This is a genomic window from Clostridium sp. DSM 8431, from assembly GCF_900116755.1.
Lineage (GTDB): Bacteria > Bacillota > Clostridia > Clostridiales > Clostridiaceae > Clostridium.
In genome coordinates, this window is record NZ_FPBY01000088.1 from 1 (window position 1) to 14,534 (window position 14,534).

Annotated in this window: 12 protein-coding genes and 1 pseudogene; 4 read left to right on the plus strand and 9 right to left on the minus strand. The window is 28.2% G+C overall.

The features are described from left to right. Positions 1-88 precede the first annotated feature (88 nt). The 5 genes from tyrS to BM384_RS10170 form a co-directional block, all read right to left on the minus strand. Positions 89-1,309, minus strand: coding sequence for a tyrosine--tRNA ligase (gene tyrS, locus BM384_RS10150; protein ID WP_090013379.1), 1,221 nt, complete (start codon positions 1,307-1,309; stop codon positions 89-91). Positions 1,310-1,485: 176 nt separating this feature from the next. After that, positions 1,486-1,896, minus strand: a complete 411-nt coding sequence (locus BM384_RS10155; RefSeq protein WP_090013380.1) for a hypothetical protein — start codon at positions 1,894-1,896, stop codon at positions 1,486-1,488. 135 nt (positions 1,897-2,031) lie between these two features. Further along, on the minus strand, positions 2,032-3,090 hold the full coding sequence (locus BM384_RS10160) for a sensor domain-containing diguanylate cyclase (protein ID WP_090013382.1): 1,059 nt from the start codon (positions 3,088-3,090) through the stop codon (positions 2,032-2,034). Positions 3,091-3,183: 93 nt separating this feature from the next. Further along, positions 3,184-4,299 (minus strand): Ger(x)C family spore germination protein, encoded by a 1,116-nt coding sequence (locus BM384_RS10165; protein ID WP_090013383.1) that lies wholly within the window; start codon positions 4,297-4,299, stop codon positions 3,184-3,186. Beyond that, entirely contained in the window at positions 4,280-5,701 is a 1,422-nt protein-coding gene (locus BM384_RS10170; RefSeq protein ID WP_090013385.1) for a spore germination protein, read from the minus strand. Before BM384_RS10170 ends, BM384_RS10165 begins: the two co-directional genes overlap by 20 nt. Before the next feature lie 107 nt (positions 5,702-5,808). Between BM384_RS10170 and BM384_RS10175 the strand changes: the two genes are divergently transcribed. Together BM384_RS10175 and BM384_RS10180 are read left to right on the plus strand one after the other, a co-directional pair. Then, positions 5,809-6,888, plus strand: a complete 1,080-nt coding sequence (locus tag BM384_RS10175) for a GerAB/ArcD/ProY family transporter (RefSeq protein WP_090013387.1) — start codon at positions 5,809-5,811, stop codon at positions 6,886-6,888. 124 nt (positions 6,889-7,012) lie between these two features. Continuing rightward, positions 7,013-7,105 (plus strand): annotated as a pseudogene (locus BM384_RS10180) (zinc-ribbon domain containing protein); the annotation flags it as partial. Between the two features lie 55 nt (positions 7,106-7,160). Here BM384_RS10180 and BM384_RS10185 read toward each other — a convergent pair. After that, a complete protein-coding gene (locus BM384_RS10185) occupies positions 7,161-7,715 on the minus strand; it encodes an ECF transporter S component (protein WP_090013388.1) in 555 nt (184 codons plus the stop codon). Positions 7,716-7,857: 142 nt separating this feature from the next. On the opposite strand from BM384_RS10185, the gene trpS reads away from it, so the two are divergent. Both trpS and BM384_RS10195 read left to right on the plus strand, forming a co-directional pair. Next, positions 7,858-8,871, plus strand: coding sequence for a tryptophan--tRNA ligase (trpS, locus tag BM384_RS10190; protein WP_090013390.1), 1,014 nt, complete (start codon positions 7,858-7,860; stop codon positions 8,869-8,871). A gap of 149 nt (positions 8,872-9,020) precedes the next feature. Continuing rightward, the gene (locus BM384_RS10195) at positions 9,021-10,256 is read left to right on the plus strand and encodes an O-antigen ligase family protein (protein WP_090013392.1); all 1,236 of its coding nucleotides are present in this window, start codon (positions 9,021-9,023) and stop codon (positions 10,254-10,256) included. Here BM384_RS10195 and BM384_RS10200 read toward each other — a convergent pair. From BM384_RS10200 to BM384_RS10210, 3 genes are all read right to left on the minus strand, one after another. Continuing rightward, a complete protein-coding gene (locus tag BM384_RS10200; RefSeq protein ID WP_139232087.1) occupies positions 10,253-11,419 on the minus strand; it encodes a DUF2029 domain-containing protein in 1,167 nt (388 codons plus the stop codon). The genes BM384_RS10195 and BM384_RS10200 overlap by 4 nt on opposite strands. A gap of 67 nt (positions 11,420-11,486) precedes the next feature. Beyond that, positions 11,487-12,356: a UTP--glucose-1-phosphate uridylyltransferase GalU gene (galU, locus tag BM384_RS10205; RefSeq protein WP_090013395.1), complete on the minus strand. Its 870-nt coding sequence runs from the start codon at positions 12,354-12,356 to the stop codon at positions 11,487-11,489. A 148-nt stretch (positions 12,357-12,504) separates the two neighbouring features. Further along, a partial coding sequence (locus BM384_RS10210) for an N-acetylmuramoyl-L-alanine amidase (RefSeq protein ID WP_139232088.1) occupies positions 12,505-14,534 on the minus strand: 2,030 nt, incomplete at its 5' end.

Here is a 14,534-nt window from a genome sequence, read left to right on the forward strand (position 1 = left end):
CCAAAAGATTGTTGAATAACAATCTTTTGGACTTAATTTTCCTAAGGGCACTTTTTCAGTGCCCTCGATTATCTCCAGCCCTTTTTTATTAAGCTAATTCTATCTTGTGGTAGTTTTTCTTACCTCTCTTAACTAAAGCAGATCCATCTTTAAAGTCTTCTTCAGTTAATGCTCTCTTAACATCTGTAACTTTTTCTCCGTTTAATGATAATCCACCTTGTTGAATTAATCTTCTTCCTTCAGCTTTTGATGGAACAACTTTTTCTTCAGCTAATATCATTAATAAATCAGAACCTAACTTTTCTTTAGATATTGTAACTGTAGGAACATTATCCATATTTACTCCACCTGCAAATAAAGCTCTTGCAGCTTCTTGAGCTTTAGAAGCTTCTTCTTCACCATGAACAAGTTTTGTAACTTCATAAGCTAATATCTCTTTAGCTTTATTTATTTCAGAACCTTCAAGCGCTCCTAATCTTCTTACTTCATCCATTGGAAGGAATGTTAATAATGCTAAACACTTTTCAACATCCGCATCATCTACATTTCTCCAGTATTGATAGAAATCAAATGGTGATGTTTTTTTTGGATCAAGCCATAAAGCTCCTCCAACAGTTTTACCCATCTTTTGTCCTTGACTATTAGTTAATAATGTACATGTTACTGCAAAAGCATCTTCTTGAGCTTTCTTTCTTATTAAATTAACTCCAGCAATCATGTTTGACCATTGATCGTCTCCACCAAGTTCCATCTTACATCCGTACTTTTGATTTAATACATAGAAATCATATCCTTGCATTAACATATAGTTAAATTCTAAGAATGATAATCCTTTTTCCATTCTTTGTTTAAAGCATTCAGCTGCTAACATTTTATTAACAGTGAAATGTGCACCAATATCTCTTATGAAATCTACATAATTAAGATTTAGTAACCAATCAGCATTGTTTGCTAATATTGCCTTACCATCAGAGAAATCTATAAATCTTTCCATTTGTTTCTTTATGCATTCAACATTATGTTCAATTTGTTCTTTTGTAAGCATCTTTCTCATGTCTGTTTTACCGCTTGGATCTCCGATCATAGCAGTTCCGCCACCAACCAAAGCAATAGGTCTATGTCCAGCTTTTTGCATATGAGCCATAAACATCATTGCAATAAAGTGTCCAACATGTAAGCTATCTGCAGTTGGGTCAAAGCCTATATAAAAAGTTACTTTCTCCTTTTCTAGCAATTCTCTTGTTTCAGCTTCATGTGTAAATTGCTTTATGTAACCACGTTCCATTAACTCATCTAATACATTAGCCATTTTCTAAACCTCCTATTTTTTTCATTAAAATAACTAATATATAGTATAACCTCAAAGTGCCATTTTATCAAGCTTTTCTGCATATTCTAACAATATACATAAAAGAAAAAGTCCTTGAAGCTTAGCATACTTTCAAGAACTTTTTCATCTATTATAAATTTCAATTATTTTCAATATTAAGCTACATATTCTCTTATAAAGGCTGGTATTTCTTCTTCCTCATAATTAATATTTACATATATATTTAAATTAAAATTATTTGATAACTCTGCCATTTTTCTAAAACCTTTTTCAAATTCATTAAGTTTACTCATCTCATTATCTAAAACGTTATCAATATAAATATTTTCTATATCATAATTTTCAGAAAGTATCCCACATAACAATCCATAAAAATTCTGATATCCTGCCATATTAAAATCATTAGTTGATATAAACCTAATTCTATTATCTATCTGTCTCATATGTTTTAAACTATCATCAATGTATACCGAAGCACCTTTTGTTAAGTTTATTTGTTTATTAGCTAAATCAATTAATCTTTTAGTTTTCCCTGAACCTCTCTTATTACAGAATACTTGAATCATTAGGATCACTCCTCTATAATTTTTATACTAATAGATTATATAATAAATTATATTCATATAAATACAAATTATTTCTACATATTGATGCATTTTAATAGAAAAAAAGTGAGCCTATTTTAAAAGCTCACTTAAAGTTTATATAGTATATTCAATTCTATTTCTTCCATTAAATTTGGCTCTGTATAAATGCCTATCAGCCTCTTTTATTAACTCATTAATACTTCTTTTATCCTCAGACAAAAAGACTATTCCTATACTTATGGTTATTATCTTATCATCTATTTCGTTATGTTCTATAGCTGTTCTTATATTCTCTAAAATATCAACAACTTCTTGCTTATCCTTGAAATTTTCAATATACATTATAATTTCTTCTCCACCATAACGTGCTAAGATAATGTTTTCATTAATATTCCTTTTAATTACTTCAGCAATTTCAATTAATGCTTTGTCTCCAAATTGATGTCCATACTTATCATTAATTAATTTAAAATTATCAACATCAATCATTGCTATAGCATAATTTTTTTTAATATCACCTTTAACTTTTTCTTCTACAGCCTCAAAAAAGTATCTTCTATTGTATATGTTTAATAAAGGATCTTTTCTCGCCATATTTTTCATTTTTCTGTATAACATTGAATTTTCTAATTCTATAGCGATTTGATTAGCTATAGATTGTAAAAATGTATTATGTTCTGAATTTAAGAAATTAAAAATCTTATGTTCAACTATTATAAATCCAATATACTTTTCTCTTAGCTTTATAGGCATTCCCATTATTGAGCATATTTTTAGTTCTGTATCTTTATAATATCTTATTCCATCCTTATTATTTAAAATGAACCTTTCACCAGAATCTATATACGCCATTTCTTCTTTTGTAATATCTATCTTTTTATTTTTCACATTAGTTGCTTCTATATTTAACTCCCCATCTTCATATAAAAATATGGTAGAGCAAGAAACTCCAAATAGTCCTATTATTATATCATTAATCATCATCATAAGATTTTCATCACTTAAATAAGTATTTATATATTTATTTATTTCAACTATATTCGTGAGAACATTAACATCTTTTTCTAGCTTCATAATTTTTCTTGATAACTTTTGCATTTGAAACTCTGTTACAATTTGATAATTTTCATATTCCTTCTTTAGTTCATCATAATCTTCAGTTTTATTAAGCATTGTTCACCCACCCTATTTAAGGATTGTTACTATAAAGCTACTTACTATGTTAACCTCTTTTTTATCTTATATCAATAATTAAGTTATTGTTTTTTATAAACTATTTCTTATATGACTACTTCCGTCTATAATTAACTCTACATTAGTAACTAGTGATGTCTTATCTAAAAAATTTTCCCTATCTATTTCTGGGTATTCTTCTTCTAATAATCTATCAATACCTAATATATCTATACCTTTTTCTTTATAATTCTTAAAAAAGTCTTGCTGATATTTTTCAAGTTTAGCCTCTTCATTTGCTTTAATTTCATTTAATACCATATCATCTACTTCTAAAACTCCTTGTATTTCCCCTAAAATAACAGTAATAGTAATATTTTTTGTTAAGATAATATTATCTTCATCTACTGCTAAACTTGTATCATTAGTTTCATTTAGTAAATCTAAAGTAATAAATTTTTCTTTATCATTAGGATTAGGTACTTCAAAAGTCCCTTCTCTTACAGTCTTCATAAGTATGTTATAAGTTAATACATCTTCTGGTTTTAATTTTTCTACTATCTTATTATCATGAAATACCGAGCCTCCATTTAACTGAATCTTACTTTCAATATCGTCACTTACTAACTCAATATCACTCATAAAGCTATTTCTTGAACCTATTCTACTATTTTTTATATAATCATTAACATTTGATCTTACAACCTTACCATTTTTATCATTCTTTTGTATTAATTCATCAAGATATAATCCTAAATATTCTTCATCTTCATTTGTTGTCTCTATTAGCTTTTTAACATCTCCTTCATATACAAACATATAGGGCTTATAGCTAAACTGCTGGTCATTATTAATAAGATCAATATAATTTTGAACTCCTTCTTTAGCTACTCCTTCTGAAAAGATATATGCTCTTACTTGGCTAAAATTTAAATTATAGTTTGAAGAAACATTTATATTTCTTATAGCTTCAAGAGCTGTTTTTCCATTTCCCTTAAATATTACTCTTCTACCCTTATCAGAGCTTTCATTAGCACTTCTATAAGGTCTTACACAATCTAAGTATACAGATACACTATCACGTTCCCCCTTAGCAAAAATAACTGATGTTACAAAAGTCATCTTATTAATTTCTCTATAGTTATAACATCCTGTCAAATTTAGAATTATAAATAAAATTACTATAATATCAGCTATTTTTTTCTTCATGATTATTTTGTCCTCCCTCTTCTATAATTTTCTTTGATATCTTATCTAACCTTCCTCTAAAGGCAACATCTTTGAATTTGTATGTACTTGTGCTTCCTATTGGAAAAAGATAAGCATATCCTCCTGTATTTAGCTCTGCAAGTCTTACTAATAAAATCATAGATATTATCAAAAACCCTGGAAGTCCATGAAGAGCACTTACTACAGCTATAATAATTGACCATATAGACATAGCTCCATATAGCTTAGGTGTTAAGAAGTAACTTAATGTACTTGCAGCTACTATAATAACTGTTATTCTTGAAGCTATTCCTGCACTTACAACAGCATCTCCTAAGATAAGTCCTGCAACTATACTCATAGCTCCTCCAATTGGCTGTGGAAGTCTAACTCCTGCTTCTTTTATAATTTGAAAAGATATCATCATTAGTAAAACTTCTACGATTGTTGGAAGAGGAACACCAGCCCTAGATACTGCTAATCTAAATACAAACATTGAAGGTATAAGTGAAAAATGATGGGTAATAATTGCAACATATAATCCTGGTACAAAAGTAGCAATAAAAAATGCTATCCATCTTATGACTCTTGTAAAATTAACAAAATATCTATTTAAATAATAATCATCAGGTGCTTGAAAATTTTCTAAAAAGAAATACGGCACTGTTATTACAAAAGGTGTTCCATCAACTAACACTGCAACTCGCCCTTCAAAAAGCTTTGCTGCTATTTCATCTGGCTTTTCTGTATACCCAACGGTATCAAAAACTGTATTCTTTTCTCTAAGTTCAGCTTCTATATAATTAGTATCTAATAAGAAATTAAGGTCCATACCGTTAATCTTTTCCTTTACATTATCTACGAGATACTTAGGTACTACTCCCTTTATGTAAGATATACATACTGCAGTATTACTCTTTTTTCCAACTACTACAGATTCAAATTTTAAATCTGCATTTTTAATTTTTCTTCTTATTAATGAAACATTATCCACTAAAAGTTCAGTAAAACCTTCTCTAGGCCCCTTTACAACTGCTTCAGTTACCGGTATAGAAACTCCTCTTCTTGTAAATCCTTTAGTTTCTGCATAAAGCATCTTTTCATAATCATGAAATATTATTGCAACATCTGCTGACAAAACATGATCTATTGCATCATCAATATCTTTTACAAAGCCTGCAAGGTTTATATCAAGGGCTTTATATAAGAAATCATCTACATTTTTAAAATCATTATATTGATTTTGTAAAGATGCTACTACATATTCACTAACAAAACCTGCACTACATAAATCATCTATAAAAACCAAAGTGCAATCCCCAAGACATGTTGTTATCTCTCTAAATTTAACGTCAAATGCCCCCTCAAACTTTTCTTTTATATACTTTACATCTTTCATCATTAAGCATCACCATGAATTATTATTCCTCATAAAAATGTTTAATATTCGCATTTTTGAGAATACTAATTTTATACGTTTTACTATAGTGAGAAAGGGAGATTATTTTTATGAATAAAATGTCAACAAAACATCTAATGTTTTTAATAATAGCTGTAAGTATTATTGGCCTTAGAAGCTACTCTTCTATATTTATAAATTACGGGGGAAGGGATAGTGGAATTGCTGCAATCTTTGCATGTATTCTTATCTATCTTTATTTGGTATACTTAATGAAATTATTTAAAAGAGGTGGAAACTATAACTTTAGGGATATTATTAATAATTCTTTTCCTAAGATTTTAGGCAAATGTATTATTTTTATATTCTCTATAGCTTTATTTTTATCTGCTATCGAGTCTGCAGCAATTGAATCAAGTTCTATTCATACGAACTTTTTCTTATCAACTCCAACTTGGTACTGTCTGCTTTTTATTTTAATTCCAGGTGGATACATACTAACTAGGGACTTTAATTCAATACTTATTACTACAATAAGCTCTGTATTTTTAGTTCTTATAGGAGATTCAATGCTATTTTTACTTATGGCAAAGTACCTAGACTTTAGTTTTCTTTTACCTATATTAGGAAATGGCTTTGATAAAAATTTATGGATATGCTTATTATTAATAGTTTGCTCATTTTCTTCAGTTGCTATAGTTCTTCCATACTTAAATAACATTGAAAAAGATAAATATTTAATAAAATATAGTTCACTTGCAATACTAATTTGCAGCATCCTTGTAACTGTTTCTTTTATATCAATAATAACCTTCTTTGGTCCTGAACGTGCTGCAAATATATTTTATCCTGAATATGTTGCTTCACAACGTGTTCAAATAGCTTCATTTTTAGAATTTGGAGAGATATTTTATATATTTAGAAGTGTTTTTATGTGGCTTTTAAAGTATATTCTATCATCATACGGAATAATATTATTGTATAAGGATATAATAAAAAATAAGAAACTATTTATAGTATTTTATAGCACTATAGTATTTATAGCTTCATATTTATTAAATAAAAATCAATTTTTCTTATTTAATACTTTAGAAATATTACAGTTTATAACTGGAGCTATTTATATTATTATTCCCATTTTATGCTTGTTAGTTTATAACTTTAAAAGTAAAGTAAGAAAAAAAGCATAACAGACTAATTACCTTTGTGACTTAATACTTATAAATAGTATTTTGGTAATTCTCTTAGATAATTAACCCTTTCTTAAAATTCAAAAAAGGTTTAGGCAAGGTTTCATTTATCAAGTCAATTTAATTCTTTAAAGAAAAAGGTTTTGAAAATGATCCTGTAAGATGCTCTGAATGTAGAAGAGCAAGAAAAAATCAAAGAATCAACAATAATAACTAAGGCAAAAAGCTGTGTGGAAACTAAAGTTCACCTTTGCTTTCTACACAGCTTTTATTTATAATATCTTATTCTTTGCTCTTAAAATTATTGTACTTAAAGGTACTGAAAGAACAATTCCAACGGTAACTTGAATAACATTTCCTATGATATCCTTAGCTGAAATTATTAATTCTTGAATTATTCCTACGCTACTTGTAAAAAGCCCTGCTATTAAAGCTCCTGCTATAAAATAACCTATAATCATAAATAATCCACCACATATAAAAGCTAGTATATACCTCTTTTTAAATTCTGAAATAATTTCATTGTTATTTATTCTTTCAATGATAGCTCCTGATATATATGCCATTATAAACTTAATAGCAAAGGTAAATGGTGCCCATATATAATATCCTGCAATTATATCCACTAGAAACATTCCTATTCCACTTGCTAAAGCTCCTCTTTTTTTACCTAGTATCATTACTGATAAGAAAATCATGCAATCTCCAATATGAATAAATCCTCCTATTGTAGGAATTTTAATCACACTTCCTGCTAAGAATACTAAAGCTATCATTAATGCTGTAACAACCATTTGTCTTGTAGTTCTTATCGCTTTTACTTCCATTTAAAACGCCCCCCTTTTTCATAAATTCATTATATTTTTCACCTCTATTCTTGGCAAATATGTCGGTACATTTAATTGACAGGCAATTTTACTAATTTTATAATATAAATATTACTTAAAAAGCTAGAAAGAGGTGCTTTTAATGTCAGAAAACACTAATACAGAAGCTAAAAAAATAATTTTTAGCGGAATTCAACCATCTGGAGATTTAACTATAGGAAATTATCTAGGAGCATTAAAGAACTGGGTTAAACTTCAAGACGAATATGACTGTTATTTCTGCATAGTTGATTTACATGCAATAACAGTACGTCAAAAACCAGCTGATTTAAGAAGAAGATCTCTTGAATTACTATCAATATATATAGCTGCTGGAATAGATCCAAACAAGAATACCCTATTTATACAATCTCATGTACCAGCTCATACTGAACTTGCATGGGTTTTAACATGTAATACATACATGGGTGAACTTTCAAGAATGACGCAATATAAAGATAAATCACAAAAGTATGGAAACTCTATAGGTGCAGGCTTATTTAACTACCCTTCACTTATGGCTGCTGATATACTTCTATACAATACTGATCTTGTACCAGTTGGAAAAGATCAAACTCAGCACCTAGAGCTTACACGTGATTTAGCTAATAGATTCAATTCAGCTTATAGCGACACCTTTAAAATTCCTGAAGGATATATTCCTAAAGAAGGGGCTAAGATTATGGACTTACAAGAACCAACAAAGAAAATGTCTAAGTCATCAGATAATCCAAACTCATTCATCTTAATAATGGATCCACCAGAAGTTATAAGAAAGAAAATATCAAGAGCTGTTACTGATAGCATTGGAGTAATCAATTACACAGATGAACAACCTGGTGTTAAGAATCTTTTAAATATAATTTCTGCTATAAAAGGTATTTCACCTGAAGAATTAGTAGAAAGCTATAAAGGAGAAGGCTATGCTAAGTTAAAGCAAGATGCAGCTGATGCAATAGTTGAAGAACTTTCTCCTATTCAAGAAAAAGTTAAAGAACTTCTAAAAGATAAAAAATATCTTGAATCAGTTTATAAAGAAGGAGCTCAAAAGGCCTCTTATGCTTCACTTAAAACATTAAGAAAAGTTCAAAAGAAAGTTGGAATGATTCCAAGATAATTAAATAAAAAATAGACTTAGGTTCCTGCAGTTATATTGATTAAATTCATAAGTTCTGCAGGACTTTTTAACCCATTATGTATACTACCAAGTCTATATTTCAATTGATAATAGTTACTTTGTAAAGTATAATTATTTTTGGAAATTTAATGAGAAAGAGAGATTTACTTATGTTTGATAAACTTAATAAAACTATAGGCAATAATATTTATTTTGCTCTATTTTATTTATTTATTAGTCTATGTTTTACATCTATATTAAAAGAAATTCCCTTTATAAACCTACTATCAAAGTTAGCATTAGTATGGGGAGTACTTCTTGCATTCTACAACATTATAAAAATAATAAAAAGAAAACCTAATTTAATAGAATTATCTATATTTATATTTTTAGGATACACATTACTTGCAAACCTATTAATATATAGAAGTTCAGGTAATCTTAAAGTATGGATAGTTAACTTAATCTTATTTATGGGTCTATTCTTTATAGACAATGATAAAGATAAAAAAGAATTAATTAAAGATATTGGCATATTTTCTTACTCTATATCCATCTTTACATTTATCTTTTCATTAGCAGCAAATATAACGTATTTTGGAAAAATATCATTTACTCTTAAGGATACTGTTTATGGTTTAAATCAAGGATTATATATTTATAAAAATGCTTTAGCTATAGCTTCTGGTATTGGAATTATTGTAACTCTATATCTAATTATGAAAAAGCAAAACCTATCTATTAAAGCTAAACTATTTTTTAGAATAAATATATTATTACAAGTTTTATCACTTATATTTTCAAAGGGAAGAAGTGGATATTTCTTAATAATTGCAGTTCCTTTTGTTTTAATATTTATGAAATATAAGAATAAAATATTTAGAAGATGTATGATAATTATTCCTGCAATATTATGTATTGGAGGCTTTGCAGCTTTCCATGAAAAGTTATATACTTTCTTATCTGCAAGAAATGAATTATGGTACTCTGCATGGTTATTAATAAAGAAGCATCCTGTGCTTGGCGTGGGAAATAGTGATTTAGTCGAAAAAGTTTATTCTATGAGACCTGGAGTTATCTTACCAGGTATTGAAGCTGGTGGATTACATAACATATTCCTTCAAATCACTACTGCTAATGGATTTATAGGACTAGTATTATTCTTATTTGTACTATCTACTTCATTAACATTCTTAGTTAAAAAAATAGACTTTTCATTTGCCAAGCAAAGAAAGATTAATCTTGTAGGATTATCATTAATTGTGGGGATAATCTTTGTAAATCTTTTTGAAGCAGATCTAATTTACATAGTGAGCTTTATCCCAATAATATTTTGGACTTATCTTGGTTACTTTATATCAATATTAAAAGACAGTGAACTTTAATTCACTGCCTTTTTTAATAAAATTCCACCATCTATTCTTTCCTTTATAAACTGCTTTGTAAACACAAAAACAGGGATAAATTGAACAATAGATATAACCCATATATAATTTTCAAACATACCTGTTAAGCACATCCAATAATTAATTAAAGCACATACATTAATTAATATAACAGAAATTAAGTTTCTTCTAGTAGTTAACAAATAAATTATTGATATAACTTCTGCTGCATAACCATATCTATCATGCATCTCTGGAAGAAAATAAGTTACAAGTAGCACAGTAACTATTCCAAGTTCTAAAACCTTATCTCTTTCGATTTTCCCTTTAGTACACAATACTATAACCATAAGAATCATAAGCAGACACATAGTAAAAATTATACCAGGTTTATTAAGATATACTGCATGAATATCATATAAATTATAAATATTAGGATAACCAAATACAGTCTTATATGAATATTTTCCCACTTGAGTTGTATATGCATCTATTATTCCTGATAGTGGCTTTCCTATTATCATAGCTGGTATATATAATATGAAATTTGCTACTAAAACCCACACAAATTTAAAAATTGAAAATTCCCTATTTTTTAAATAAATTATCCCAAAAACCGGCAAGAAGAAAATAGCCTGTAATTTAAAAGTAAGAGATATACCATATAAAATAAAAGTTAAATTATACTTTTTCTTAATTAAAAAGTATATAGAAAATAATAAAAATGAAACATATATAGAATCACATTGTGCCCAATAAGAACTATTTATCATTACTGTTGGTAAGAATAAAACCAAAGCATATACAGCTAAAGAATACTTATCTTTCTTTTCATAATTTTTCATAAGCTCCTCTGCTAAAAGATAAGCAGCAAAAGCCATAACAAAATCAAATATTATAGACAATATCTTTATAGAGTATAAATACTTAATAGGTATATATGTAAATAGAGCTAAAAAATAAAGATAAACTGCATTATAATCAGCATCTACTGTTAATATTCCATTAAATCCTCCATTACTCTCTAAATGTTCACACCATTTTGATAGGAACATTGAATAATCTCCACTTTCGTAATTAAACATACATATTCTAAATAATAATGCAGCTATTGAAATTAATATTATAGTAAAAACTTTCTTATCACGTAATTTCATCACCAAATTTTTTCCTCCATCTTTAAAAAATAAAATGAGTTGAATTTTAAAACTTCAACTCATTTTTTTATAATTATTTTTCCCAAGGTTTTGTATTTAAATAATCAATAAATGGTTCTCTTAATTCAGGTTTTCTTAAAGCAAATTCTATTGTAGCTTGTAAGAATCCTAATTTATCTCCTACATCATATCTTTTTCCTTCAAAATTATAAGCATACATAGCTTCCTGTCCAATTAATGTTTTTAAGGCATCTGTTAATTGAATTTCTCCACCTTTTCCTGGTGCAGTATTTTCAAGTATCTCAAATATCTTAGGAGTTATTATATATCTTCCAAGTATAGCAACGTTACTTGGTGCATCTTCTTGTGATGGTTTTTCAACTAAATCTTTAACCTTATATACTCTGTCTTCTATATGTATACCATCAACAATACCATACTTAGATACATTTTCTTCTGGTACTGTTTGCACACCTAAAATAGTTGTTTTATATTCATCATAACAATCTATAAGTTGCTTTAGACAAGGTACTTCACTATATACCACATCATCGCCTAATAAAACTGCAAATGGTTCATTTCCAACAAAAGTTTTAGCACAATGAATTGCATGACCTAAACCTTTTGGTTCTTTTTGTCTTATATAATGTATATCAACCATATCAGATATATCTCTAACAAGTTCTAAAAGCTCTGATTTGCCCGCCTTTTCTAATTCCATTTCTAGTTCTATAGACTTATCAAAATGGTCTTCTATACATTTTTTATTTCTACCTGTTATTATTAATATCTCTTCTATACCAGATGCTATAGCCTCTTCAATTATATATTGAATTGTTGGCTTATCAACTATTGGCAGCATTTCTTTAGGCTGTGCTTTTGTTGCTGGTAAAAATCTAGTTCCAAGCCCAGCTGCTGGTATAATCGCTTTTTTTACTTTCATAACTAGTATCTCTCCTTATATCCATAGCTATTTATATAATTATATTTTAGCATAACTAATATTAAAAGTTAATAACATATCCTTACAAAAAAATAAACCTTACAAGCAAGAGAAATTTTCTCTTAAATCTTGTAAGGCTTATGTCATTCTAAAACGCTACAGATCTAACACCTTCGGTAATTGAATTTGCTATAGCTTGTTGCGTAACAGAATCCGATAATTTACTTACATCACTTCTATTAGAAATAAAACCACATTCAACTAGTACAGATGGCATCTTTGTATTTCTACATACATATAAATTTCCATCTTTAGCTCCTCTATTTCTAAATCCAACATTACTTGATATCTTTTGACTTATGGAAGTTGCCAATTGTTTTGATGTATTAATTTTATTACTCATATTTGCTGGCTGACTATATCCTGAATCAGCTGTGCTTGTAGAATAATATACTTCAGTTCCATTAGCAGATTCTGCGCTATATTTATTTTGATGTATACTAACAAATAAATCTGCATTTAAACTGTTTGCAAGTTGAACTCTTCTAGATAAGCTTTCATTTAAGCCATATCTTTCTTCAATTAATGGATCACGAGTTAATACTACTCTGTACCCACTGTTTTCTAAAGCAGTTTTTGTCTTTAAAGCTATTTGTCCATTTAGTACAGTTTCAGAATAAGTTTTTCCATCTATAGTAGCAAAAGCACCTTCATCTCCACCGTTATTATGACCTGGATCTAAAACAATAAGTTTTGATGGTTTTTCTTTGTAATAGAATATACTATTTACAACATTAATACTTCCATCATTTCCTATTGCTTCTAAAGTAACAGAATGTTCACCAGTAGATAAGCAACTTATATTTACATTAGCTGAAAAACCACATACATTAGTATTTTGATATCCAGGATAAACTGCAACTACATCTGCTCTAGCAATATTTATTGCTGGAGATACAACTTTAACTTTATCTATATAGATGTTAACAGTCTTTACTCCAGAATCATTTAATGCCCATCCTGAAAAGTTTACTGAATCACTTGTAATTAAACTTAAGTTAGACGGACTATCTAATACTGAAACTGGATTTTTCTTAATACGATTTATTGTCGTACTAACTGAGTTTGTACTTCCATCCTTACCTATTTGTTTAACCGTTATGGTATTATTACCTGGTTTAATTTCATCAGAGTTTATTGTAGCTGTATACCCACTATTTGAATCCTTGTAACTTGGATATACACTTGCAACATCTGGCCTTGATAATCCTAACTTAGCTGTTGTTACATTTTTATCATTAACATATACTTCTACTTTACTTACTCCTGATGGATTTAATGCCCATCCTGATACAGTAAGACTATTTAGACCCACTTTAGTATTATTTGAAGGTGTATCAATTACAGTTATTGGTGCTGCCTTTTGAATATTAATTGTAATTTCATTTACAGTTTTTTCTCCATTAAGTGCAACCTGCTCTACCTTCAATATTTTATTTCCAGCTGATAAATCTGAAATATCTACTTTTGCACTATATCCGCTATTTAATGTATTCTTGTACTGTGGATATGCTGCCTTAACATCTGGTCTAGCTATATTAGTTGTAGTTGTACCTTTTAAAGCACCATTTACATAAATATTAATTTTGCTAACACCACTATTATTTAATGACCATCCACTAACAGTAAATGTCTTGTCAGTAATAACTGAATTATTTGAAGGATAATCTATAACTTGTAATGGTGCTAGTTTATTTACATAAACTCCAACTTCAGTATTGTAGGTACTACCATCCTTAGCAACTTGCTCAACTCTTATTTTTCTATTTCCACCAGAAACATTTGAAATATCAATATTTGCAGTATATCCACTGTTTGCATTATTATATGCTGGATATACAGCTTTAACATCTGGTCTAGCTATATTAGTTGTAGTTGTGCCTTTTAAAGCATCATCTACATAAATATTAATTTTGCTAACACCAATGGCATTTAATGACCATCCACTTACAGATAAACTATTACCATCTATTACTTGTCCTGATGTTAAAGTATCAATAACCTGTATTGGTGGATTTGATTTTTTTATATTAACTTTAGTTTCAGTATTATAAGTAGATCCATCATTTGCAACTTGCTCTACTCTTATAGTTTTAACTCCACTTGATATACCACTAA